The 23,175-nt window shown below is 73.2% G+C and carries 19 protein-coding genes; 15 read left to right on the top strand and 4 right to left on the bottom strand.

The features are described from left to right. The first annotated feature begins 125 nt into the window (after positions 1-125). The 3 genes from ACXNSR_RS04610 to ACXNSR_RS04600 all read left to right on the top strand — a co-directional run bounded on the left by ACXNSR_RS04610 (position 126) and on the right by ACXNSR_RS04600 (position 4,344). On the top strand, positions 126-2,960 hold the full coding sequence (locus tag ACXNSR_RS04610; protein ID WP_458640854.1) for an ATP-binding protein: 2,835 nt from the start codon (positions 126-128) through the stop codon (positions 2,958-2,960). Positions 2,961-2,994: 34 nt separating this feature from the next. Then, positions 2,995-3,756: a maleylpyruvate isomerase family mycothiol-dependent enzyme gene (locus ACXNSR_RS04605; protein WP_458640853.1), complete on the top strand. Its 762-nt coding sequence runs from the start codon at positions 2,995-2,997 to the stop codon at positions 3,754-3,756. An 87-nt stretch (positions 3,757-3,843) separates the two neighbouring features. Further along, positions 3,844-4,344, top strand: a complete 501-nt coding sequence (locus ACXNSR_RS04600) for a hypothetical protein (RefSeq protein WP_030758373.1) — start codon at positions 3,844-3,846, stop codon at positions 4,342-4,344. A gap of 37 nt (positions 4,345-4,381) precedes the next feature. Here the strand turns inward: ACXNSR_RS04600 and kstD are convergent, their stop codons facing one another. Beyond that, positions 4,382-6,175, bottom strand: a complete 1,794-nt coding sequence (kstD, locus tag ACXNSR_RS04595; protein WP_458640852.1) for a 3-oxosteroid 1-dehydrogenase — start codon at positions 6,173-6,175, stop codon at positions 4,382-4,384. A gap of 372 nt (positions 6,176-6,547) precedes the next feature. Beyond that, positions 6,548-7,672 carry an aminoglycoside phosphotransferase family protein gene (locus ACXNSR_RS04590; protein WP_458640851.1) on the bottom strand — a complete coding sequence of 375 codons (1,125 nt, stop codon included), beginning with the start codon at positions 7,670-7,672 and terminating at the stop codon, positions 6,548-6,550. 231 nt (positions 7,673-7,903) lie between these two features. Between ACXNSR_RS04590 and ACXNSR_RS04585 the strand changes: the two genes are divergently transcribed. Continuing rightward, positions 7,904-9,391 (top strand): DNA-binding protein NsdB, encoded by a 1,488-nt coding sequence (locus ACXNSR_RS04585; RefSeq protein WP_458640850.1) that lies wholly within the window; start codon positions 7,904-7,906, stop codon positions 9,389-9,391. Between the two features lie 101 nt (positions 9,392-9,492). Here the strand turns inward: ACXNSR_RS04585 and ACXNSR_RS04580 are convergent, their stop codons facing one another. After that, positions 9,493-10,914, bottom strand: coding sequence for a PP2C family protein-serine/threonine phosphatase (locus ACXNSR_RS04580; protein ID WP_458640849.1), 1,422 nt, complete (start codon positions 10,912-10,914; stop codon positions 9,493-9,495). Between the two features lie 490 nt (positions 10,915-11,404). On the opposite strand from ACXNSR_RS04580, the gene ACXNSR_RS04575 reads away from it, so the two are divergent. The 4 genes from ACXNSR_RS04575 (at position 11,405) to ACXNSR_RS04560 (ending at position 17,801) form a co-directional block, all read left to right on the top strand. Beyond that, on the top strand, positions 11,405-13,633 hold the full coding sequence (locus ACXNSR_RS04575; RefSeq protein WP_458640848.1) for a xanthine dehydrogenase family protein molybdopterin-binding subunit: 2,229 nt from the start codon (positions 11,405-11,407) through the stop codon (positions 13,631-13,633). Between the two features lie 84 nt (positions 13,634-13,717). Then, entirely contained in the window at positions 13,718-14,173 is a 456-nt protein-coding gene (locus ACXNSR_RS04570) for a (2Fe-2S)-binding protein (protein WP_458640847.1), read from the top strand. A 178-nt stretch (positions 14,174-14,351) separates the two neighbouring features. After that, on the top strand, positions 14,352-15,809 hold the full coding sequence (locus ACXNSR_RS04565) for a PucR family transcriptional regulator (protein WP_458640846.1): 1,458 nt from the start codon (positions 14,352-14,354) through the stop codon (positions 15,807-15,809). Between the two features lie 51 nt (positions 15,810-15,860). Further along, positions 15,861-17,801, top strand: a complete 1,941-nt coding sequence (locus ACXNSR_RS04560; protein WP_458640845.1) for an APC family permease — start codon at positions 15,861-15,863, stop codon at positions 17,799-17,801. On the opposite strand, the gene ACXNSR_RS04555 is transcribed toward ACXNSR_RS04560, so the two are convergent. Then, positions 17,719-19,023, bottom strand: coding sequence for a helix-turn-helix domain-containing protein (locus ACXNSR_RS04555; protein ID WP_458640844.1), 1,305 nt, complete (start codon positions 19,021-19,023; stop codon positions 17,719-17,721). The two genes, ACXNSR_RS04560 and ACXNSR_RS04555, sit on opposite strands and share 83 nt — an antisense overlap. Before the next feature lie 129 nt (positions 19,024-19,152). Between ACXNSR_RS04555 and ACXNSR_RS04550 the strand changes: the two genes are divergently transcribed. The 7 genes from ACXNSR_RS04550 (at position 19,153) to ACXNSR_RS04520 (ending at position 23,146) form a co-directional block, all read left to right on the top strand. Then, on the top strand, positions 19,153-19,716 hold the full coding sequence (locus ACXNSR_RS04550; RefSeq protein WP_458640843.1) for a TetR/AcrR family transcriptional regulator: 564 nt from the start codon (positions 19,153-19,155) through the stop codon (positions 19,714-19,716). A 56-nt stretch (positions 19,717-19,772) separates the two neighbouring features. After that, the gene (locus ACXNSR_RS04545; protein ID WP_458640842.1) at positions 19,773-20,393 is read left to right on the top strand and encodes a DUF6461 domain-containing protein; all 621 of its coding nucleotides are present in this window, start codon (positions 19,773-19,775) and stop codon (positions 20,391-20,393) included. 124 nt (positions 20,394-20,517) lie between these two features. After that, entirely contained in the window at positions 20,518-20,760 is a 243-nt protein-coding gene (locus tag ACXNSR_RS04540) for a helix-turn-helix domain-containing protein (RefSeq protein WP_189742670.1), read from the top strand. 160 nt (positions 20,761-20,920) lie between these two features. Then, a complete protein-coding gene (locus ACXNSR_RS04535) occupies positions 20,921-21,361 on the top strand; it encodes a hypothetical protein (RefSeq protein ID WP_458640841.1) in 441 nt (146 codons plus the stop codon). Next, positions 21,358-22,155 carry a transcriptional regulator gene (locus tag ACXNSR_RS04530; protein ID WP_458640840.1) on the top strand — a complete coding sequence of 266 codons (798 nt, stop codon included), beginning with the start codon at positions 21,358-21,360 and terminating at the stop codon, positions 22,153-22,155. The genes ACXNSR_RS04535 and ACXNSR_RS04530 overlap by 4 nt, the downstream gene beginning before the upstream one ends. 71 nt (positions 22,156-22,226) lie before the next feature. After that, positions 22,227-22,646, top strand: a complete 420-nt coding sequence (locus ACXNSR_RS04525; protein WP_458640839.1) for a roadblock/LC7 domain-containing protein — start codon at positions 22,227-22,229, stop codon at positions 22,644-22,646. Between the two features lie 125 nt (positions 22,647-22,771). Then, on the top strand, positions 22,772-23,146 hold the full coding sequence (locus tag ACXNSR_RS04520; RefSeq protein WP_150255694.1) for a hypothetical protein: 375 nt from the start codon (positions 22,772-22,774) through the stop codon (positions 23,144-23,146). Positions 23,147-23,175 lie beyond the last annotated feature (29 nt).

The raw sequence follows: 23,175 nt of genomic DNA, 5'->3' as shown, positions 1-23,175 counted from the left end.
AAAAGAAGATCGGATTCTTTTCCGCACTGGGATCCCTCGCGCCGCGCGCGGGCGTACGCTGAACCCCCGAACAGGCCTGGGGGGTACCAGCCATGACGGACCGCCGGACCCGCACACGGCGCACGATGGTCGAACGCGATGCCGAACTCGCGATCGTCGACGAAGCCCTGGACCAGCTCACCGGTCCCGGGCCGGACGCGGGCGGCGCGCTGCTCGCCTTCTCCGGCCCCGCCGGCCTCGGCAAGACCACCCTGCTCGCCGAACTGCGCCGCCGCGCCCTCGCCCGCAACTGCACCGTCCTCGCCGCCCGGGGCGGTGAACAGGAGCAGAGCCAGCCCTTCCACGTCGCCCGCCAGCTCATCCAGCCCCAGCTCGCCGGCACCTCCGAGCAGGAACTCCGCGCCGCCCTCGGCGGCTGGTACCCCATCGTCGGCCCGGCCCTCGGACTCTGCGCTCCCGAGCAGGGCGTCCCGCCCGACCCCCAGGGCCTGAGCGACGGGCTCGACTGGGTGCTCACCCACCTCGTCGTCAAGCGCGCCCCCGTCGTCCTCGTCCTCGACGACGCCCACTGGGCCGACCCCGAGTCCCTCGGCTGGCTCGCCGCCTTCGCCCCGCGCGCCGAACACCTCCCCCTGCTGCTCGTCGTCGCCTACCGCCCCGACGAACTGCCCGAGCACGCCGACGCCTTCCGCACGCTGCCCGGCCGGGCGGGTCAGCGCCCGCTGCCCCTGGCCCCGCTCACCCCGGCCGCCGTCGCCACCCTGGTCCGCGAGGCCGTCGGCCCCCACGCCGACGACGCCTTCTGCCAGGAGGCCTGGGCCGTCACCACCGGCAACCCCTTCGAAGCCGTCGAACTCACCGCCAAGGTCCGCGGCAAGGGCCTGACCCCGGTCGAGGCGAACGCCCCGCAGCTGCGCGACCTCGCCGCCGCCCAGCGCGGCAGCGGCCTCGTCGCCCGCCTCGAACGCCTGGGCCCCTCCACCGTCCGCTTCGCCTGGGCGTGCGCCGTCCTCGGCACCGCCATCCCACGGGACATCGCCGCCAGGGTCGCCGCCCTCGGCGCCGAGGAGGCCGTGGACGCCACCCGGCGGCTGCGCGACGCCCGCATCCTCTCGGCGGCCACCTCCGAGGAATCCGACGCCGAGACCGGACTGGAGTTCGTCCACCCGCTCATCGCCACCGCCATCTACCGCGCCATCCCCGACGCGCTCCGCGTCGCCCTCCACGGCAAGGCCGCGGCGGCCGTCGTCGACGCCGGACTCGGCTCCTCCGCGGCCGCCCGCCACCTGCTGGAGACCCACCCCGAGAACGACCCCTGGGTGGTGCGCACCCTGCGCGAGGCCGCCGGCGAGAACCTCCGGGCCGGCGCGCCCGAGGCCGCCCGCCGCCAGCTCGCCCGCGCGCTGCTCGAACCCCCGGACTTCGACGAACGCGCCGCCGTCCTCTACGAACTGGGCTGCGCCTCCCTGCTCACCGAACCCGCCAACACGGTCAACCACCTGCGGGCCGCCCTCGCCGAGCCCTCCGACGACCCGGCCCTGCGCCAGGGCATCGTCATCCGGCTCGCCCAGGTCCTCGCACACAGCGACCGGCTCGCCGAAGCCTCGGAATCGCTCGCGCGGGAGATCCCGTACACCCAGGACGTACGCGCCCGGCTGCGCCTGCAGTCCGAGCAGTTCATGTGGGACGCGTTCAACGCGGCCGAGACCGACTCCCCGGCCCGCTCCCGGCGGCTCGCCCGCCTCGCCGACCGGCTGACCGGGCGCGACCTCACCGAGCGGTACATCATCGGGCTGCGCGCCTGGGACGCATGCCTGCGGGGCGAGCCGGTCGACGTGGTGCTGCACCACGCCGGACGCGTGCTCGAGCAGCCCTTCAGCTGGGCCCACGAGGACCGGGGCTTCGAGGTCCCGGTCCTGGTCGCCATGGCCCACATGTACACCGACCGGCCCGGACGGGCCGAGGAGTTGTTCGAGGCGGGCACCGCCGAGTTCGAACGGCACGGATGGCGCGGGGCGCACCTGTCCTTCGCCTACAGCCTGCGGGCCTACGTCCGCTACCGGCGCGGGCGGCTCGTGGAGGCCGAGGAACTGGCCCGGGCCGGGCTGCGGCTCGCCGAACGCGTGGGCCGGCGTACCCCCGTGCACTGGTACGCCATAGCCATCCTCCTCACCACCCTGCTCGCGCGCGGCCGGCCCGAGGAGGCCTGGGAGCTGGCCCGGGAGCACGAATACGGCAGCCCCTTCCCGGCGGCCGTGGTCTTCCCCGACTCGCAGACCGTGTACGCCGAACTGCTGCTGTCCCGGGGCGAGGTACGGGCCGCGATCGTCGAACTGGAGGCGGTCGACCGGCGGCTGACCCCGCGCGGCATCCAGAATCCGGCCTGGTGCCCCTGGCAGCTGCACCTCGCCCGGGCGGTGGCCGAGGACGATCCGGAGCGGGCCCGTGCCCTGGCCGACGACGCCGTCCGGCGGGCCCGCGCCTTCGGCGCCGCCTCGGGCATCGGCCAGGCCCTGCGGGTCGCGGCGCAGGTCGCCGCCCCCGGGGAGCGGGCCGGGCTCCTCCAGGAGGCGGTCACCCTCCTTTCGGCCTCGCCGGCGGGCTACGAACTGGCCTGCGCCCTGGCCGCCCTCGGCACCGAGCTGCGGGACGCGGACGTGCTGATGCAGGCCGTGGTGACGGCCCGGGAATGCGGTGCGGACGGGCTGGCCGCCCAGACCACCGACACCCTGCTGGGACTGGGCGGCGCCCTGCCGTGCGGGCTGGCCTGGGAGGACGGGCTCACGGAAGAGGAGCGGCAGGCGGCGGACCTCGCGGTGCGCGCCGAGAAGGAGACCGTGCCGGAGACCGTGGTGCTGCCCGCGCCGGACTGGGCCCTGTCGGCGGCCTGCCGCAAGCTGGGCACCGACCGGACCGGGCTCAGGGACGCCCTGGAGGCGTTCGCCCGTAGCTCAACGTGATCGGATCCGCCGCCCGGCGGGCAGAGATGCCCGTATGGATCATGCCGAAAGACTCGCCCCCTTCCGGACCGAGGCGGCGGCGTTCGAGAAAGCGGTGCGCCGGGCGTTCGACCTCGGCGAGCCGGTGCCCGCCGTCCCCTCGTGCCCCGGCTGGACGGTCACCGACCTCGTCCGGCACCTGGGCGGAGTGCACCGCTACCTCGCCCACGTCCTGCGCGAACGGCTCACGACCCCGCCCGACCCCGCCGGCCTCGACCTCCCCGCGGTCCCCGCCGACCCGGACGGGCTGACCGACTGGTTCGCCCAGGGCGCCCGGGAGCTCGCGGAGCTCTTCGAGGAGCTCGGGCCCGACACGGCCGTCTGGACCTGGTCGGTGGAGCAGACCACGGGATTCTGGCTCCGGATGCAGCTGATCGAGCTGGCCGTGCACCGCTGGGACGCCGAATCCGCGACCGGTGGCGCGGGCCGCCTCGCCCCCGACATGGCCGCGGACGCCGTGACCCAGACGATCGAGGTGATGGCCCCGGCCCGCCGCGGCTGGCAGCAGGCACCGCCGGGCACGGGGGAGAGGTACCGCTTCCGGCGTACCGACGGTCCGGAATCCTGGACGGTCGTCTTCTCGGGGGACCAGGTCCTGCTGGAGCCCGGTTCCACCGTTCCGGCGGACGTGGAGGCCTCCGGCACCGCTTCCGACCTCGCCCTGTTCCTCTGGCGCCGCCTCCCGCCCACGGCCCTGCGGGTCACCGGCGACGCCGCCCTGCTCCCGTACTGGTTCACGCTCGTCCCGCCGATCTGACGGGCCGCTCCGGGGGCCCGGCCCGGCCAGGTCCCCGGATGCGGGCCCCCGGGCCGGAAAACCCGCGCGGCCACGTACCATGGCGGCATGTCCTTCCTCCGCCGCCACCGCGCCGCCACTCCCGCCGGCCCGGACTTCGATGTCCTGGCCATGGACCCGGGGGACTGGCCGGGCAATCTCGGGGCCGGGCTGCTGCCCGCGCCCGACGGCAGCTGCCAGGGTGTCTTCCTCCGCTACGACCTGTTCGGCGGACGCGGCCCCGCGATGATCATCGGGAACCTCCCGGAGGGTTCCCCGGCCCGCGACCTCACCGACGACCAGATCCCCTTCGAGGTGGCCCAGCTCCTCGACGCACTGGAGAACGACGAGGACGTCGAGGTCACCGGCGTCGAGGACTGCCCCGTCATGCAGGGCGACAACCTCCTCATCGTCCGGAAGATCAAGCTGTCGGAGTCCCGCATCTCCTGCGTCCAGTTCGACCGCAGCGACAACGTGCTGGTCACCATCGCCAGCTGGGACCGTCCGATCACCGATGACCTCTACGCCCTCCTGAAGCCGCTCCCCGCCGAGCTCTTCCAGCAGGGCTGACCGTCCGCATCCCCCGCCGGGCCCCCGGCGCGGGGCCTCACGCGTCCGCGATGGCGTTCGCCGCCACGTAGCCGAAGGTCATCGCGGGGCCGATCGTCGATCCGGCCCCCGCGTAGCTGTGTCCCATCACCGCGGCGCTCGCGTTGCCGGCCGCGTACAGGCCCGGGATCACCGAGCCGTCCGGGCGCAGGGCCCGCGCCCGGGCGTCGGTCACGATGCCGCCCTTCGTACCGAGGTCCCCCGGCACGATCCTGAACGCGTAGAACGGCGGGACCCAGACGGGTGCCAGACACGAGTTCGGGTGCACGTTCGGGTCCGTGTAGTAATGGTCGTACGCCGTGTCGCCCCGGTGGAAGTCGGCGTCGTCGCCGCTCCACGCCTGCGCGTTGAACCGGCCCAGCGTCGCCCGCAGCGCTCCTGCCGGGACCCCGATCTGACCGGCCAGCGCGTCCCAGGTCCACGCCTTCTTCGCCGCACCCGCCTGGTACCACGAGTCCGGGAAGGGCAGCGTCGGCAGGATGTCCTTGAACAGGTACCTGTTGCGGTAGTTCTGATCCACGATCAGCCACGCCGGGATGTGCGAACCGACCGCGCCCCGGTCCTTCTCGTACATCACGTGCACCACATCGCTGTACGGAGCCGCCTCGTTGACGAACCGCGCGCCGTTCGCGTTCACGATCAGCCCGCCCGGCAGGGTCCGTTCGGCCAGGCAGAAGTACGGCTCCCCGGGCAGCGGGATCGACGGCCCCCACCACGCGTCCTCCATCAGCGCCAGCGAGGCCCCGGCCCGCTGCCCGGCCCGGATCCCGTCGCCGGTGTTCTCCTTCGCGCCCACCGACCACTGGGTGCCGATGGGCTGCTGCTGGTACTGCGCCCGCATCGCCGCGTTGTGCTCGAACCCGCCCGAGCCGATGACCACCCCGCGCCGGGCCCGTACGGTGCCCCGTACGCCCTCCTTCTCCACCACCACGCCGGTGACCGCGCCGCCCTCCTGGACCAGGTCCACCAGCGGGCTGTTCAGCCACACCGGCACTCCGGCCCGCTGGAGCCCGGCGCGCAGCCCGGCCGCCAGGGCCTGGCCCATCGTCAGCGGCTTCTCGCCGCGCAGCGCCGCCTTCGTGCCGCGCGCCAGACACTCGGTGGACACGGCGAGCCCCCTGGCGCTCACCGCCGCCAGGTTCAGCCACTTGTAGTCCTGGCTGAAGACCACCATCCCGGCCGGGACCGGCATGTACGCCGGGTTCAGGCGGGCCAGTTCGGCGCCCAGGATGTTCCCGTCGATCTGGTCCGGCTCGATGGAGCGGCCGTTCGGCAGACCGCCCGGCAGGTCGGGGTAGTAGTCGCTGTAGCCCTCCATGAAGCGGAACCTCAGCGGGCTGTTGGCCATCACGAAGTCCAGCATCCGCGGCCCGTTGGCGAGGAACGCGGCCTGGCGGTCGGCCGGCACCTCGGGCCCGACGACGGCCGCGAGGTACGTCGCCGCCTTCTGCGGGGTGTCCGGCACCCCCGCACCCAGGATCACCGAGTTGTTGGGCAGCCAGATACCGGCTCCGGACCGGGCGGCCGACCCGCCGAAGGTCGGGGCCTTCTCCACCACCAGTACGCTCAGCCCCCGCTTGGCGGCGGTGAGCGCGGCGGTCATCCCGGCGGCCCCGGACCCGACCACGACGACGTCGTACTCGCCGAGCGGCGGCCCGTCCTGGGATCCGTCGGCCCGGGCGGGGGCGGACGGCAGCACGGTGGCGGCGAGCACCCCGGCCCCCGTACCGGCGAGGACCGCGCGTCTGGTCGGGAGGGCGGCGGGGGTGGTGCGTGAAGCGCTTGCGGACATGGGCAGGCTCCAGCGGTGTGGGAAGGGGGGAAGTGCCTCCAGCATTTCTGATACTGAGTCAGAAAACTGTTCGGGGGATCATGTGATGTCAAGGCATACGGGCCACCCGGCACCGAGCCGCATGGGAGGGCGTCCCCGGGATCGGGGCATGGACGAGTCGGAGCGCACGCGGTGGGACGGTGTCACCACCCGCGGTATGTACCACCAGGACATCGTGGCCCAGCGCCGCCGAGGCGACCGAGCCGGTCGCCCAGGGGTTCGTCTGAACCCCTGGGCGACAGGTACCTGCCCGGGCGCGGACACTGCCGAGCCCCGGGCGGAAGGCCCGGGGCTCGGCAACCATGGGGGGGGGTGGGGATGGACCGGCGGAGGTCAGCGAGTGCCGACCGCCGCGCGGACCGCTCGGCGCGCCATCCCTGCGTCGTCGTGCAGGCGGCGGAGCAGCAGCCGCTGCTCCTCACCGGAGGACAGGGCGCCCACCGGCAGCGACTGGGTCGGGGCGGTCGCCAGCATCGAGCGCTGCACCGCCGTCTCGGACATCCGGATCTCCCGGGTCAGTACCAGCATCAGATTGATCAGGAAGGCGTCCCGCGCGGCCGGACCGGCCGACTGGGCGAGCCGGCTGATCTGGGCGCGGGCGGCCGGAGCGTCGCCCAGGACCGTCCACAGGGTGGCCAGGTCGTACCCCGGCAGGTACCAGCCCGCGTGCTCCCAGTCGAGCAGGACCGGGCCGGCCGGCGACAGCAGCAGGTTCGACAGCAGGGCGTCCCCGTGGTTGAACTGCAGCGCCGTGCCCGACAGCTTCACGCCGTGCAGCAGCTTCTGCAGGTCACCGAGGTCCCGGTCGGTCAGCAGGCCCAACTCGTAGTCGCGGGCGATCCTGCGCGCGTAGTTCATCGGGGTGCCGAACAACTCCGTCGGCGGCCGCCACTGGTTGACCCGGGACACCGCGCCCAGGGCCGCCCGGAGGTCCACCCGCGGCGGCGGCTCCACCGGGTGCCGCTGCAGTGCCGCGACCCGGCCGGCCATCCGCTCCACCACGAGCGTGCAGTTCTCGGGGTCGGCGGCGATCAGCCGCGGCACCCGGACCGGTGGGCGGTGCCGGACGAAGGCCCGGTATGTCGCTATTTCGTGCCGGTAGCGCTCACGCCATTCGGGCGAGTGGTCCAGTAACACCTTCGCGACGGCGGTCAGCCGTCCGGTGGTGCCGACCAGCAGGACCGAGCGGCCGCTGCGCCGCAGTACCTGCACCGGGGCGAACTCCGGACAGATCCGCTGAACCGAGGCGAGCGCGGTGCGCAGCTGCGCCCCCTGCGGCCCCGAGAGGTCGATTCTTCCGCTGACGGGCTGGGATCCGGTACCCGGCATTCGCCGCGGCCGGACGGCGCCCTGTGCCGGAGCCGCCGGGCGGCCGGGTTCGAGGTAGGGGCCGCCGCCAGCCGGGAGCGTGCGGTGCGACCGGACCGGTGCGGACACGGAGGACGTTGCTGCGTACATGGTGATACGGATCCCTTCGTGCGCCGACGAGTTGCGTACGCCGCCCCGCCGGATCCCGTACTTCACCCTGGGGAGTTCCGCCGGTGAACCGGGTCGGGGAGGCGCATTCCTACCTGACACCCGGGGCAAGGTGGCGAACCATCGGGCGTGCCCTGGCGAAGCCTGGCGAATAGTCGCTGGGCACCTACCGGCGGGCTACTGTCAACTCAGCCGAGAACCTGGGGGCTTGACGTGAGCAAAGGTCCAAACACCCGCTTGAACGACCTGTTCGGCCTGGCCGGCTGGTCGAAGGGCGAACTGGCGAGGATGGTGAACAGGCAGGCGGCGGCCATGGGCCACCCCCAACTGGCCACCGACACCTCGCGGGTGCGGCGCTGGATCGACATGGGGGAGGCCCCCCGCGAACCGGTGCCCACGGTACTGGCAGCACTGTTCACCGAGCGGCTCGGTCGTGTCGTGACCATCGAGGACCTCGGGTTCGTACGGCAGCGGCGCACCTCCAGACGACAGCCGGACGGGGCTCGTGAGAACCCCGACGGCATGCCCTGGGCGCCCGAACGCACAGCCGCGGTCCTCACCGAATTCACGGGAATGGACCTCATGCTCAACCGTCGCGGTCTGATGGGCGCGGGAGCGGTGCTCACCGCCGGCTCCGCCCTCACCAACGCCATGTACGACTGGCTGCACACCGACCCCGCCCTCGCCAAGGAGGCCCGGAGCTTCGGGGATGCCTTCCAGGCCGATCCAGCGGGCTACGACCGCTACGAGGCCGCACCGATCGGTTCCCAGGAGATCGAGGCCCTGGAGCGCTCCGTGGAGGTGTTCCGCGCCTGGGACGCCTCCAGGGGTGGCGGACTCCAGCGCAAGGCCGTCGTCGGCCAGCTCAACGAGGTGGGCGGGATGCTCGCCTACCACCACCCCGACCACCTCCAGCGGCGGCTCTGGGGGGTGGCGGCGAACCTGGCGGTCCTCGCCGGCTGGATGTCCCACGACGTGGGGCTCGAACCCACGGCGCAGAAGTACTTCGTCATCGCCGCGCACGCGGCCCGTGAGGGCGGCGACCGGCCGCGCGCGGGCGAGGCGCTGTCACGCGCCGCCCGGCAGATGGTCCACCTGGGCAAGCCGAACGAGGCCCTGGACCTGATGAAGCTCGCCCAGTCCGGCTCGGGCGAGCAGACCCTCCCGCGCACGCGCGCCATGCTGCACACCATCGAGGCCTGGGCACAGGCCGCCATGGGCAAGGGCCAGGCGATGCGCCGAACCCTGGGCGAGGCGGAGGAACTGTTCGTCTCCGACAAGGGCGACGTGCCGCCGCCGAGTTGGATGCAGCACTTCGACGAGGCGGACCTGCACGGCATGCAGGCCCTCGCCTACCGGACCCTGGCGGACCACGACGCCGCCGCGGCGCCGATCGCCGCGCGCCACGCCAAGGAGGCCCTGCGGCTGCGCGGCGAGGGCTACCAGCGCTCGCAGATCTTCGACTACATCTCCATGGCCTCGGCCTGCTTCATCGCCGACGAGCCGGAGCAGGCCGACCGGTACGCGCGCCTCGCGCTGGTCTCGATGAACGAGACCTCCTCGCACCGGACCTGGGACCGGCTGCGGGAGATGTACCGGCTCACCGCCCAGTACGCCGGGTACGCGCGCATCGAGGACCTGCGCCAGGAGATCAAGCTGGCCCTCCCCGACACGCCGGCACCGCGCGGCACGGGGGTGTAGTCCCACGCCCGCCGTTTGCACGAAGCCCCGTACGGAGACGAGTGAGGCCGCGCCCTCCGGCGCGGCCCTGAAGCCTCGTGAAGCCCTGCGGACAGCGGCCGTTATCCGCCGACCCGGGCGACCAGTACGCAGGCGTCGTCCTCGCGCTCGCTCTCGCCGAACTCCTCGATCACGATCCGCACGCACTCCTGCGCCGACCGCGCCGCCGAGAACCGCGGCGCGAGCGCCAGCAGCCGTTCGGTCCCGTCCGCCCGGCTGAACTCGATGCTGCGCGGCGTGAGTCCGTCCGTGTGCAGGACCAGCAGGTCGCCCACTTCGAGGTGCTCCTCGGCCTGGCCGTACGAGGCTCCGGAGGTGGCGCCCAGCAGGACGCCTTCCGGCGGCAGCAGGGAGCGCCCCGAGCCGCGGCGGAAGAGCAGGGGTGCGGGGTGGCCCGCCTGCGCCCAGGACAGGACCCGGCGTGCGGGATCGTAGCGGCAGCACACGGCCGAGCCGAGCGCCGGCTGTACGGAGGTCTCCAGGAGCTGGTTGAGCCAGCCCATCAGCGGACCGGGCTCGATGCCCGCCATGGCCATGCCGCGCAGGGCGCCGAGCATCATCGCCATCCCGGAGGTGGCGGTCACCCCGTGCCCGGTCAGGTCACCGACCGTCAGCATCGAGCAGCCGTCGGGGAGTTCGAGCGCGTCGTACCAGTCGCCGCCGATCAGCGCGCTGGTCGCGGAGGGAAGGTAGTGCGCGGCCACGTCCAGCGTGCCCGCGCTGCCGTACGGGAACCGCAGGGAGCCGCGCCACGGGGGGAGCACGGCTTCCTGCAGCTCGACCGCCAGCCTGCGCTCGGTCTGCGCGATCTCCCGCTGGCGCTGCAGCGAGTCACGGGACTCGCGCACCGCGCGCTGGCTCCGGCGCAGTTCACTCACGTCCCGCAGGACGGCCCACATCGAGGCCGTGCAGCCGTCGGTGTCGAGTACCGGCTCGGCCCTCATGTGCAGGGTCCGGACCCGGCCGTCGGCCCGGACGATGCGGAACTCGCCGTCGATCGGTCTGCCGTCCACCAGGCATGCGGTGACCCACGCGGTGAGCAGCGGCTGGTCCTCGGAGAAGAGGGTCGAGCCCAGTTCGTCGAGGGGGAGCGCGCCGGACTCGGGGGAGCGGCCGAAGATCTGGAACAGCTCGTCGGACCAACTGACCTCGTCGGTCAGCAGGTTCCACTCGGCGCTGCCGACGCGGATCTGGGCCTCGGGTCCGGCCTCGGGCGCCGTCTGCGGCTGTTCGACGGGGTCGGGCGCCGCCGGCAGGCCCTCCTTGAGCTGGCCGAGGTGCTCGCGCAGGTCGTCGAGATGGTGGACGGCGAGATCGCACAGTGCGCGCTGCCAGCGGCCCTGGGCGTCGTCGTCGTCGACGACCGTGTCGCGGCGTACCGCGTCCACTTCGCCCCGCAGCCGACGGGTCTGCGAGATCAGAGCGTCCACCGACCCAGGCTCGGGCGGCTGCGCGGGACGGTCCGCGAACAGGTGGGACGGCATGAGAACTCCGATACAGGCGCGGCACGGCCAAGTCTGAAGGAAGGACCGGTAACGACTGTTGCACAGGGCGCGACGGTGTGTAAGACGTTTGGCAACATCCGCTACGTTCTTGCTTCTGGTATATGCCGCAGGCCTGCCGCCCCGTTCGCGGTGTGCGAACGAATCCGGTCAGGTGAACTCCGGGGTGCTGCGAGGAGACCAGCCGGTCGGGGTCGGACCACCCTGCGAACAGCGGCCGGAATCAGGCCATCCGGCGACCCTCGCTCGATCGTACGGCCGAGTCGTGCGAGTCCGGCACGCCGTGGGAATCGCGTAATGAACGGATCAAGGAAGACCGCCGGTATACCCCCGAACGAGTGATGTCGCCATGAATGACGCGGCGTGATCGGGACTTCCCATCGCCCTGCCCGGTCGCTACCCTACGTGCCGGTAATAAACCGGGGGAGGTCTGCGCGGGCGGGCCCGCGCAGCGCAGGGGACACACAACGACATGACCGGGCACGACCACGCCACGGGGCGGAGCCGCCGTTCCTTCCTCACCTGCCTCGTGGCCGCACCGACCCTGGCCCTGGTCACCAGGGCCGCCGCCGACGCGCTGACCCCGCAGCCCGCCCACGCCGTCGTGCCCTCCCTGCCGGCCATCGCCGACGTGATCGACCTGGGCGACCTGTTCATCCTGGCCGGCGCGCCCACCTCGGCCCTGCTGGCGCTCGCCGTCGAGGCGGACGGCACCATCCGCTTCCGGCTGCCGCGCGAGGAGGTCGGCCAGGGCCTCACCACCGCCGTCGCCATGCTGGTCGCGGAGGAACTCGACGCACCACTGGCCGACGTACGCGTGGAGCTGGACGACGCCCGGCCCGAGCTGCTCTTCAACCAGCTCACCGGTTCCTCCAACTCGATCCGCTCCCTCTACGGGCCGGTCCGCCAGTGCGCCGCCACCGCCCGGGCCCGCCTCGTCGCGGCGGCCGCCCACCGCTGGAAGCTGGCCCCGAACGCACTGACCACCTCCGGCGGCACCGTCCGCGCCCCCGACGGCCGCACCGCCGACTACGGCGACCTCGCCGCGGCCGCCGCCGACCCCGGGCTGACCGTCCTCGGCGCCACCCCCAAGAAGCGGGCCGGACACACCCTCGTGGGCAGGCCGACCGGCCGCGTCGACGCCCGCGCCATGGTCACCGGAGCCCTTCAGTACACCCTCGACCTCGACGTGCCCGGCGCCAAACCCTGCGTCGTGCGCCGCCCGCCCACCCTCGGCGGCACGGTCCGCACCGTCACCAACCTCCCCGCCGTCCGGGCCATGCCCGGAGTCCTGCACGTGGTGACCGTCCCCACCGGGGTCGCCGTCGTCGCCGAGACGTTCGGCCAGGCCCTCGACGCCAAGGCCGCCCTCCAGGTGACCTGGGGCCCCGGCCCCGCCGACCAGCTCTCCGACGAGCAGATCAGGGCCAAGCTGCGCGCCGCCACCCCGCCGCTGCTGGTACCGCCGCTGCTGACCCCTTACGTGGACGCGGAGTTCGACTTCGCCTTCGTCAGCCACGCCCCGATGGAGACCAACTCCGCAGTCGCCGACGTGCGCGAGGACCGGGCCGAGATCTGGTCCGGCCTCAAGTCCCCGATCGTGGCCCGCGAGACCATCGCCGCCGAGCTCGGCCTGCCGCTGTCCAAGGTCACGGTGCACGTGGTCCAGGCCGGCGGCTCCTTCGGCCGCCGGCTCTTCTTCGACGCGGCCCTGGAGGCCGCCCGCGTCTCCAAGGCCTGCCGGCGTCCGGTCCGGCTCATGTGGACCCGCGTGGACGACACCCGGCACGGCCGGATGCGCCCCGCCACCCACCACAGGATCCGCGCCACCCACCTGCTGGGCGAGGTGCTCTCGTTCGAACACCGGGTGGCCGCAGCCGAGACCGACTTCCGGCACGGGCTCGGCGAGATCATCACCGCCACCGCCGCCAGCCTGCCGCTGGGCATCGGCAACGCCACCCTCGCGCAGACCCTGTTCCACACGACGATCAAGTCCCCCTACCACTTCGGGCTCACCACCCACGGGCTGCACGAGGTGCCCACCGGCATCCCGACGGGGTCCTGGCGCTCGGTGTACTCCGCCAACACGCGGGGAGCCGAGGAGATCGTGGTCGACGAACTCGCCGCGCGTACCGGAAAGGATCCGTACCGGTTCCGGCGCACCTTCCTGAAGACCGACGCCCAGCGCGCCGTGCTCGACAAGGTGGCCGAGGAGGGCAACTGGGGACGGCCGATGGAGGCCGGCTGCGCCCAGGGCATCGCCTTCCACGAGGAGTACAAGTCCCGCACCGCATGCCTCGTCGAGATCGACACCCGCGACCCCGACCACGTCCGCGTCACCAGGGCCGTCATCGCCGTGGACGTGGGCCTGCCGGTCAACCCGCGCGGACTGGAGGCCCAGATGATCGGCGGCCTCACCGACGCGATCTCCACCACCCTGCGCGCCGGGCTCCACCTCGACCGGGGGCTTCCGCTGGAGGGCAGCTACAGTCAGTTCCACTGGGCCAGGCAGCGCGACACCCCGCGCGACGTACGGGTCTTCGTGCTGCCGGCCACCGGCGAGGAACCGGGCGGCGCGGGCGAGCTCGGCGTGCCCGCCGCCGTCGGCGCGATCGCCAACGCCTGGGCCAGGGCCACCGGTTCCACACCACGCAGCTTCCCCCTCGACTTCGACGTCGACTTCACCCCCTACCCCCGCTAGGCCGTCTCTTTCGGATCTTGCCGGGCCCGCGCTGCCCGGCAAGATCCGAAAGAGACGGCCCAGTCCCGGAACCAGGAGTACGCAGTGCCCTCGCACACCTTCACCGTCAACGGGCGGAGCGTCACCGTGGACGCGCCCGACGACCTGCCCCTGCTGTGGGTGCTCCGCGACATGCTGGGCGTCCGCGGCCCCAAGTACGGCTGCGGGGTGGATGTCTGCAAGGCCTGCACCAGCCACCTGGACGGCGCCGACATCCGTCCCTGCGTGGTGCCCGTCTCCGCGTGCGCCGGCAAGGCGGTGACCACCATCGAGGGCCTGGCGAACGGGGACGACCTGCACCCCGTGCAGGAGGCCTGGCTCGAACAGGACGTCGCCCAGTGCGGCTTCTGCCAGCCCGGCCAGATCATGGCCGCCGTCGCCCTCCTGAAGCGCACGAGCGAGCCCACGGACGAGGACATCGACGCCATCGCCAACATCTGCCGCTGCGGCACCTACTTCCGCATCCGGGAGGCCATCCGCAGCGCGGCCCGCAAGATGTGATCGGCGGCGGGATCCCGTGGCTTCCCCCGTGTCCGACTCCAATCGAAGCCGCCGGGATCCTGCCGCCTGTCCCCCAGCCTATGCGCGCGCCGGGACGTGCGCAGGGTTCGTCCTGCCCAGTGAGCGGGCGAGACCGGTATCACAGCGCACAGTGAGCGACGGGTGGTTGAATGCGGCCGTGTCCCGCTCCGACGACATCCTCAGGATCCACCGGCTCGTCCACGGCGGGGGATCGACCGCACTGCTGGAGTGGCTCGCCTCCCACCTCGGCGGCTGGGTCGGGGTGGTGGACCCCGAAGCGGAGCACGGACCGGCTCCCGAGGCCGCCGTGCGCGGAGCGGCCGAGCTGGGTGCCCGCGGCGTACGGTCGGCGGTCCTGCACGGAGCCGACCGCGTGACCCTGCTGTTCGCCCTGGACGGCCCGCGCGCGCTGGCCGCCGTACTGGAGCAGCCGCACCACCCCGACGCGCCCGCGCTCCTCGCGGACGCGGCCGTACCGCTGGACCTCGTACTGCGCGCCGAGGAGGCCGGGCGGCGGGAGGAACGGGTCCGGCGCGCCGAGGCGCAGGTCCGCGAGGCCGTCCTCCACCTGCTGATGAACGGCCGGCTGTCCACCGCCCGTCAGATCTCCGCCACACTGGGCCCCGCGCTGCCCGACCCCATGCGGATGTACGTCATCGAGTGTCCCGCCGGACGGCGCGCCGAAGTCAGCCGGATCTGCCGGGAACTGACGGGCGGCCGGGCCTGGATCGTGCGCTGCCCGGTCTACGTGCGCCACCTGATCGTGCTCGCCCCGCCCGGCCCGGGCGGGACGCCCGCCACCGGCGACCCCCTGGCCGGAGCACTGGTGGCGGCGGCGCCGGACTGCGCCGTCGGGGCCAGCGGGGAGACGGGCCTGAGCGAGGCCCCGGCCGCCTACACCCAGGCCTTCCACGCGCTGGCCGTCGCCCGGGCGAGCGGTGACCGGCACGCCCGGTTCGGGCCCGGTCCCGAACTGGCCCTCGTCGCGTACGAGGCGGGGGGCCGCTGGGCCGAGGCCCTGCTCGCACCCCTGCACGCGCACACGCCCCGGCGCCCCCAGGACCCCGGCGGGCAGGAGCTGCGCGCCACCGCCCACGCCTGGCTGAACTTCACCTCGCGCGCCACCCGGCTGCTGAAGATCCACCGCAACACCCTGGCGGCCCGGCTCCGCCTGATCGAGGCGCTGCTCGGCCTGGACCTCGCACGGCTGGCGGACCAGGCGGCGCTCTCCCTTGCCCTGCGGCTCACCTCGGGGACCGGCGCCGGGGCCGGTCCGGCCGCGGCAGCCGGAGCGGGGACCGGCGACGACGCCTCCGGAGCAGCCTGCGGTCTCGACGACGTGCTGCGCGACCCGCGCCTGACCGACTGGGCCCGTACCCACCTCAGCGCGCTGACCGGACCAGACGCCCCGCCGGGAGCCCGTGACACGGTCCGTGCCTGGCTGGCGCACGACGCCCAACTCCTTCCGGCGGCCGCGGCGCTGGGCGTCTCCGTGCCCGGTGCCCGCAAGCGGCTGACCCGGATCGAGGCACTGCTGGAGCGCTCCCTGCTGCAGTCCCCCAGTGCCCGCCACGACCTGTGGCTGGCGCACCGGGCGGAGGAGCTCGCCGGGTGACACAAGCCCCAGAAGGGCTGATGGGCGACATCGATGAACGATCATGCCCGAATGAGGCGTATCAATGTGAAGCGCATGCTGGTCGGCGAACCCCTCGACACCGCCCGCCTGGGCGAGACCCTGCTGCCCAAGAGGCTCGCCCTGCCGATCTTCTGCAGCGACCCGCTCTCCTCCGTGGCCTACGCCACCGAGGAGATCCTGCTGGTCCTCGCCCTCGGCGGCGTCGCACTGCTGCACCTCGCCTGGTACGCGGCCGCCGCCATCGTCTTCCTGCTCATCGTCGTCGTCGCCTCGTACCGGCAGACCTGCCACGCCTACCCGGGCGGGGGCGGTGCCTACGTCGTCAGCTCGGAGAACCTCGGGCAGACCGCCGCACTCACCGCCGCCAGCGCCCTGCTCGTCGACTACGTGATGACCGTCGCGGTCTCCGTCGTCTCCGGCGTCAACGCCATCACCTCGGCCATTCCCTCGCTCAGCGACCACGAAGTGGTGCTCTCCGTCGCCTTCGTGGTGCTGCTGACCGTGATGAACCTGCGCGGCGTACGGGAGTCGGGCCGCATCTTCGCCATCCCCACCTACGGCTTCGTTCTCGTCATCTACCTCATGTTCGCCGTCGCCGCCGTACGGCTCGGGACCGGCGACACCATCCGCGCCGAGTCCGCCGACCTCCCGATCACCCCGGTCGACACCTACACCGGACTCGCCCTGGTGTTCCTCACGATGCGCGCCTTCGCCTCCGGATGCACCGCTCTCACGGGCGTCGAGGCCATCAGCAACGGCGTCCCCGCCTTCCGCAAGCCCAAGGCGGACAACGCGGCGACCACGCTCGCCGCGATGGGCGTGCTCTCCGTGACGATGTTCGCCGGCATCACCGCCCTGGCGATGTCGTACCAGGTGCACGTCGCCGCCGACCCCACCGAACTGGGCCTGCCCCCGGGCACCGCGACCTCCACCGCCCTCGCCCAGATCGGCCGCGCCACCTTCGGCAGCTGGGACTTCCTCTTCTACCTGCTCCAGGTCGTCACGGCGGGCGTCCTGATCCTCGCCGCGAACACCGCCTTCAACGGCTTCCCGATGCTCGCCTCGATCCTGGCCAGGGACCGTTACGCGCCCCGCCAGCTCTTCAACCGAGGCGACCGGCTCGTCTACTCCAACGGCGTCGTGCTCCTCGCACTCACCGCCATCGCCCTCATCGTGGCCTTCGACGCCGAACTGACCCGCCTCATCCAGCTCTACATCATCGGCGTCTTCGTCTCCTTCACCCTCTCCCAGTCGGGCATGGTCCGGCACTGGCGGAAGGTGCTGGCCTCACCCGCCACCCCGCGCGAGGAGCGGATCCACATCCACCGCAGGCTCGCCATCAACGCCGTCGGCGCCACCCTGACCGGTCTGGTCCTGGTCATCGTCCTGCTCACCAAGTTCACCCACGGCGCCTGGCTGGTCGTCATCGCCATGCCGCTGCTCTTCCTCGGCATGAAGGGCGTCCGCCGCCACTACGACCAGGTCGCCCGGCAGGTCGCCATCGCCCCCGGCGCCACCCCGCGCAGGCCCGCCCGCCACCACGTCCTGGTCCTGGTCGCCGCCGTGCAGGCCCCGACGCTCAAGGCCATCGGCTACGCGCAGGGCCTGCGCCCGGACACGCTGACGGCGGTCACCGTCGCGGCGGACGAGCAGGAGGCGGCCCGGCTGCGCGAGGCGTGGGACGCGCACGACACCGGACTGCCGCTGAAGATCCTGCACTCGCCGTACCGCGAGGTGGTGGGCCCGATCCTGGCCCACGTCGAGGAACTGGCCGCCGGCTCCGGGACGGACATGCTGTCGGTGGTGATCCCCGAGTACGTGGTCGGCAACTGGTGGGAGCAGCCCCTGCACAACCAGAACGCCCTGCGGCTGAAGGCCCGGCTGCTCTTCACACCGGGCGTCGCGGTGATCGACGTACCGTACCTCCTGGAGTCCGCCCGGCCCGCGGATCCGGCACGGCAGGACGGGTAGCGGCTTCCGCCTCGACGCGCTGCAGCACCGCCGCGTGCGCCAGCGCCAGCTCCACCACCTGCCGGGGGTCGGACAGGGAGCGGCCGGTCAGCTGCTCCAGGCGCCGCAGCCTGTTGGAGACGGTGTTGCGGTGGCAGTACAGCCGCTGCGCGGCGTCCGTCGTCGAGCCCCGGCAGGCCAGCCAGGTGCCCAGGGTGGTCAGGAGCGTCCGCCGGTCCGCCGCGGGCAGCGCGAGCACCGGACCGAGCACCACCTGGCGCAGCCGGTCGGCGAGTTCGGCCTGGGCGCCGACCAGCGCCGCCGGCAGCCGTTCGTCCAACAGCGCGGTGCGCGGGCCCTCGGACTCGGGGGTGGTGCGCAGCGCGAGGGCGGCCAGCCGGTGCGCCCGGGCCACCCCGGCCGGCGCCGTGACGACGGGGCCGACCCCGGCGCGCACCCCGAGGGGCGCGAGCAGCTCCCGTACGGACTCCAGCGGATGGTGGCCCAGGTCCACCAGACCGATTTCCCCGTCGGCGCGGACGCGCCACAGCACGCGCGGGGCGGAGGCGGCTCCGGACCCCCCGGCCGGGGTGGCCGGCGGGGCCGGGGTGCCGGATGCGCCGCCGGCCAGCACGACCACCGTGAAACGGCCCCGCTCCGGCAGCCCCAGCTGTGCGGCGGCCGCTTCGGCCGCCGAGGCCTCGTCGGCCAAGACTCGCGCGCCCGGCTCCGACGGCCCGTCCCCGCCGTCGAGCAGCACGTCCAGCAGGGCCGCCCGGCGCTCCCGGTCCCGGTCGCCGTGCGCGGCCTCGGTCCGGCGGTACGACTCCGTCATGGCGTCCGTCATCTGGTCCAGTACGTCCCACAACGCGGCCGCGCCCGGCAGCAGCCGGGGGAGCGCCGCCCGGTCGTGCGCGGTCACGGCCTCCGTCAGGCTCTGCCAGAGCAGCCGGCCGCCACGCCGGTGGGTGCGCAGGAGGGAGGCCAGCGGCAGACCCTGCTCGGCACGGAGCGTGCCGACCTCCCGGGCTCCGGACAGATCCACCGGCAGGCCCCGGGCGGTGCGGAGCAGCCCCTCCACGGCTTGGCCGAGGGCGTGGTGGATCCGCTCGCGCAGCTCGGCCCGGCCCAGCAGGGCGGCGTAGGCGGGGTCCTCGGCCAGCGTCCGGTCGGCGAGCCGGTCGGCCGCCACGGCGATCCGGCGGGACAGGTCCTCGCGTATCTCCTCGATGATCCGCTCCATGACGCGCAGCCTGACACGGGGGAGGGGGCGGTGGGGAGGGGCCGGACCGGGCACGTCCGCTACCGTGTGCGAATCACTGCACCTGCAGTGTTCACCCGACGCGCCCCCTCCGCCTCCAGGGACCCGACCATGCGCCAGAACCCGCAGCGCCGCGCCGCACTGCTCGACGCCGCCATCGAAGTGCTGGCGCGCGAGGGCTCGCGCGGTCTGACCCTGCGCGCCGTGGACACCGAGGCCGGCGTACCCACCGGCACCGCCTCGAACTACTTCGCCAACCGGTCCCAGCTGCTCGTGCAGATCCTGCACCGCACGCGGGAGCGGCTGGTCCCGGACCCGGCGGACCTCACCGGCCCGCTGGACACCGAGGTCCTGCTCACCCGGCTCCTGGAGCGGATGAGGCGCGAGCGCAGTGTGCACATCGCCATGCTGGAGCTGCGGCTGGAGGGCATCAGACGCCCCGAACTCCAGGCCGAGCTCGCGTCCTTCCAGGGCCTGGAACTGGAGGCCAACATCAGATGGCACCTGGACGCGGGCCTGCCCGGGGACCGGCAGGGCGTGGTCCTGATGTACCTGGCGATGCTCGGTCTGATCGTGGACGACCTGACCGCGCCCGCCATGCTGGAGGCGCACCCGGCGCACGGGCTCATTCGCACGATGGTCGAGCGCCTCCTCCCGGAGAAGCCCGCGGACTGACTATCGTGCCGGTGAACGAGCACCGGCGGGGTGGGGCAACCGTGGGGAGTGCGGACATGGCGGACACGACACAGGACGCGGCGGACGGGATCCGGTGGCTGGCCGACTGGGACCAGTGGTTCGCCGGCCTGACCTTCGCCCGCGGGATAACCCCCGACGAACTCGCCGCGCGACTCGGCGCGCTGCCGGGCGTGCACCCCGGGCCGCTGGGCGCGCTCGACGCCTGGAGCATGGTCACCGAGACCGTGGACGGCGACGGCGTGGCCCGGGTCGGCCGGTGGGGCGGCTGGTCCTTCGCCGTCGAACACGGTCAGCCGGCCGGAGCGGAACGGCTCGCCGAGGTCTCCCGGGGCGGCGTGGAGGCCGTCCACCTCGACCCGCAGCCCGACCATCCGCCGGTGCAGTTCGCGTACGCCCGGGACGGCGAGCTGGTGTGCTGCTTCGGTCTCGGCGAGGAGTGCTGGCGCGGCGGCCACCGGCCGGACTTCCTGCTCCCGGAGCTGATCGCGGCCGGGATCCTCACCCCGGACGGCGCGTGCGCCCGCCCGGCCGACGAGGCGGACGCGGACCGCGACCGGCACACCCTCGCCGTCGTGGAACGCCGCTTCGGACTGTCCCTGCCGCGCCACCTGATCGCGGACGCCCCCCTCCCGGCGTACGTGACCTGCACGCGCTAGCGCTCGCGCCGGGGCCGGGATGCGGTGATCTTATGCTCAGGTTTACGCGAGTCCGCTGGTTTTGCGTCCGGTGAGCCACTTTGATGGGTTTGCCAGGCCTCGTACCGGAGCAGGGGGACTAGTCATGGGCACCGACCACAGCCAGAAGGACAGCACACCCACCCTGATCGGCTCCGTGCAGCGCGCACTGCGTCTCCTGGAGGCGATGTCGGCGGAAGGCGGGGTGACGGCCAAGCGGCTGGCCCGGCTCACCGGGATCCCCCTGCCCACCGTCTACCACCTGCTGCGCACCCTCACCCACGAGGGCTACGTGCAGCGCGAGGGAGGGTCGTTCCGCCTCGCGGACGATCTTCCGCTCGCTTCGTGATCAAATTCCGACGCGTTCCGGCCAAGCTCTCGCACCCTTCCTGGCATGTTCCAGCGGAAAATGCCAGAACGCCCTTTCGTACAGTGGAACTTGAGTAAGTTCCCTCCTGTCGCGCCGTACGACCGTGCACTCAGCACGTCCGGCCGGGAGGGGAGCCCGCGTGCCCGGGATCGACGAATGCCTGCTCGAAGCCATGGCCCTGCCTGGTGCGCGTGGGGCCGCGCTGGTCGACTGGAGCAGCGGACTGGCCCTCGGCACCGCGGGGGAGTCGCCCGTGGGCGACCACGAGACCACCGCCGCCGAGACCGCCGAGCTGGCCCGGGCGGCAGCCGAGTACGAGTCCTTCGCCCCTGCGGAGCCGGACCCGGCACACGGTGGCGGAGCCGTTCCCTCCGCCGGTTCGTCCGCCGGCTTACCGGCCGGCCCGCCTGTCGAGGATCTGATCGTCACCACCCGCACTGGATACCACGTACTGCGCTTCGTCGAGACGAGCTTCGACAGCAGCGTATTCCTGCACCTGTGGCTCGACCGCGTCGACGGCAATCTCGCCCTCGCGCGCCACCGGCTCCGTGCCCTGGCGGAGGGGCTGGTACTCAGATGACCACCCCGGCCACCGCCACGGCCGCGAACGCCTTCGCCGCAGTCTCCCCCCTACTCACCCGCCTCGCCGCGGAGCGGGCCACCGGCGCCCTGCTCCGCGACCGCGGCACCCTCTTCCTGGAGGACGGCCGCATCGTGCACGCGGAGAGCCCGGCCACCCCCGGTCTCGACGTACTGCTCACCACCGGTGGCGGTCTCGCCCCCGAGCGCTGGCGCGAGGCCGTGGACCGGGCCGGTGCCCGCCGCCAGGTCGCCCGCTTCCTCGTGGACAGCGGCGGGCTCGCCGACGGGGAGCTGGAGATATGCCACCTCGCCGCGATATTCGACGCCGCCTTCTTCGCACTCTCCCCGGGCAGCGGGCCCTCCCGCTTCCGCCGCGGGGCCACCCACTGGATCGGCTCCGTCCGTTCCGTTCCCGCCGCCGCGGTGGAACGAGAGACCCGGCGCCGCCGGGACCTGCTCGACGCGGTCTGGCCGTACCCCCTGCTGGACACCTCCCCGGTGGTACCCCGGGCGGCCGCGCCGGGCCAGACGATCACCTCCCGGCAGCGGACCCTGCTGCAACAGGCCGACGGCCTGCGCACCCCGGCCGACCTCGCGTGGGTCCTGGGCCGGCCCGCCTTCCACACCCTGCTCGACGTACGGCGCCTCGCGGCGGCCGGACTGGTCGAGACCCCGCACACCCCGGCCCCGCCGCCGGCCGTGGCGCCCCTGCCCGACTGGATGACCGAGGCCCAATCCCCGGACGTGGCGCTGCTCCGCCGGTTACGCGACGCACTGGAGGCAAGTCTGTGAGGCTCCCGCTGCGACCGGCCCTGCGCGCCGACCGCTCCGAGCGTAGGCAGCCCGAAAGGAGAAAGGCCGACATGAGTACGGTGCCCCCCGAGACGGAGGCCGAGATACTCGCAGAGCTCCGCAGGCTGCGGGCCCGGGTACCCCAGCTCACCGGTGCCCTCGCCGCGAGCGCCGACGGTTTCGTGCTCGCCCAGGACAGCGCCGCCACCGAGGCGGAGTCCATCGCGGCGCTGACCGCCGCCGCCCTCGGGGTGGCCCAGCGGCTCAGCGACTGCACCGGCCAGGGCGCCTTCCGCGAACTGCTCGTGCGAGGCGAGGACGGATACGTCGCCACCTACGCGGCGGGCCTGGCGGCGGTCCTCACCCTGACCGCCGAGCCGCGCGTCAACGTCGGACGCCTCCACCTGGAAGCGCGGCGCTCCAGTCTCCGGATAGCGGAACTGATCGACCACACCCTCGGGCGGCGGGGCCCCGGAGCCCCACCCGGGTGATGCGCGTTCCGGCCGACGGCAGGGCCCGACCCGTCCGGCGCGCGCCGCCACGGCTGCATCCGGTTACAGCAAGTCATGTTCCCCACGTGTTCCAGTCACAGTGAAAAGAGAAAGAGGACCCTCTCATGGTCAATGTGGAGACCGCACTCAAGGAAGCCACCACCACGATCGAAGGCGCGATCGGTGCCGCGCTCGTCGACTACGGCAGCGGTATGGCCCTCGGCACCATCGGGGGCGGCAAGGACCTCGACCTCGCGGTCGCGGCGGCGGGCAACACGGACGTGGTGCGCGCCAAGGTCCGCACGATGGAGATGCTCGGCCTCAAGGACGAGATCGAGGACATCCTCATCACCCTCGGCAGCCAGTACCACCTGATCCGGCTGATGAAGGCCCGCGGTTCCACGGGCTTCTTCCTCTACCTGGCCCTCGACAAGGGGCGGGCCAACCTCGCGATGGCCCGGCATCAACTGAAGAAGATCGAAGCAGACCTGGAGGTCTGACCGCCCCCGCCGGGCGCGGTCAGGCCGCC

The sequence above is a fragment of the Streptomyces sp. NC-S4 genome, assembly GCF_054353315.1.
This window is presented reverse-complemented; position numbering and strand designations above follow the sequence as displayed.

Coding starts and splice junctions, on each gene's coding strand:
- ACXNSR_RS04610 (WP_458640854.1), top strand. CDS start 126: ATGGTCGAACGCGATGCCGAACTCGCGATCGTCGACGAAGCCCTGGAC.
- ACXNSR_RS04605 (WP_458640853.1), top strand. CDS start 2,995: ATGGATCATGCCGAAAGACTCGCCCCCTTCCGGACCGAGGCGGCGGCG.
- ACXNSR_RS04600 (WP_030758373.1), top strand. CDS start 3,844: ATGTCCTTCCTCCGCCGCCACCGCGCCGCCACTCCCGCCGGCCCGGAC.
- kstD (WP_458640852.1), bottom strand. CDS start 6,175: ATGTCCGCAAGCGCTTCACGCACCACCCCCGCCGCCCTCCCGACCAGA.
- ACXNSR_RS04590 (WP_458640851.1), bottom strand. CDS start 7,672: ATGTACGCAGCAACGTCCTCCGTGTCCGCACCGGTCCGGTCGCACCGC.
- ACXNSR_RS04580 (WP_458640849.1), bottom strand. CDS start 10,914: ATGCCGTCCCACCTGTTCGCGGACCGTCCCGCGCAGCCGCCCGAGCCT.
- ACXNSR_RS04575 (WP_458640848.1), top strand. CDS start 11,405: ATGACCGGGCACGACCACGCCACGGGGCGGAGCCGCCGTTCCTTCCTC.
- ACXNSR_RS04560 (WP_458640845.1), top strand. CDS start 15,861: ATGAGGCGTATCAATGTGAAGCGCATGCTGGTCGGCGAACCCCTCGAC.
- ACXNSR_RS04555 (WP_458640844.1), bottom strand. CDS start 19,023: ATGGAGCGGATCATCGAGGAGATACGCGAGGACCTGTCCCGCCGGATC.
- ACXNSR_RS04550 (WP_458640843.1), top strand. CDS start 19,153: ATGCGCCAGAACCCGCAGCGCCGCGCCGCACTGCTCGACGCCGCCATC.
- ACXNSR_RS04545 (WP_458640842.1), top strand. CDS start 19,773: ATGGCGGACACGACACAGGACGCGGCGGACGGGATCCGGTGGCTGGCC.
- ACXNSR_RS04540 (WP_189742670.1), top strand. CDS start 20,518: ATGGGCACCGACCACAGCCAGAAGGACAGCACACCCACCCTGATCGGC.
- ACXNSR_RS04530 (WP_458640840.1), top strand. CDS start 21,358: ATGACCACCCCGGCCACCGCCACGGCCGCGAACGCCTTCGCCGCAGTC.
- ACXNSR_RS04525 (WP_458640839.1), top strand. CDS start 22,227: ATGAGTACGGTGCCCCCCGAGACGGAGGCCGAGATACTCGCAGAGCTC.
- ACXNSR_RS04520 (WP_150255694.1), top strand. CDS start 22,772: ATGGTCAATGTGGAGACCGCACTCAAGGAAGCCACCACCACGATCGAA.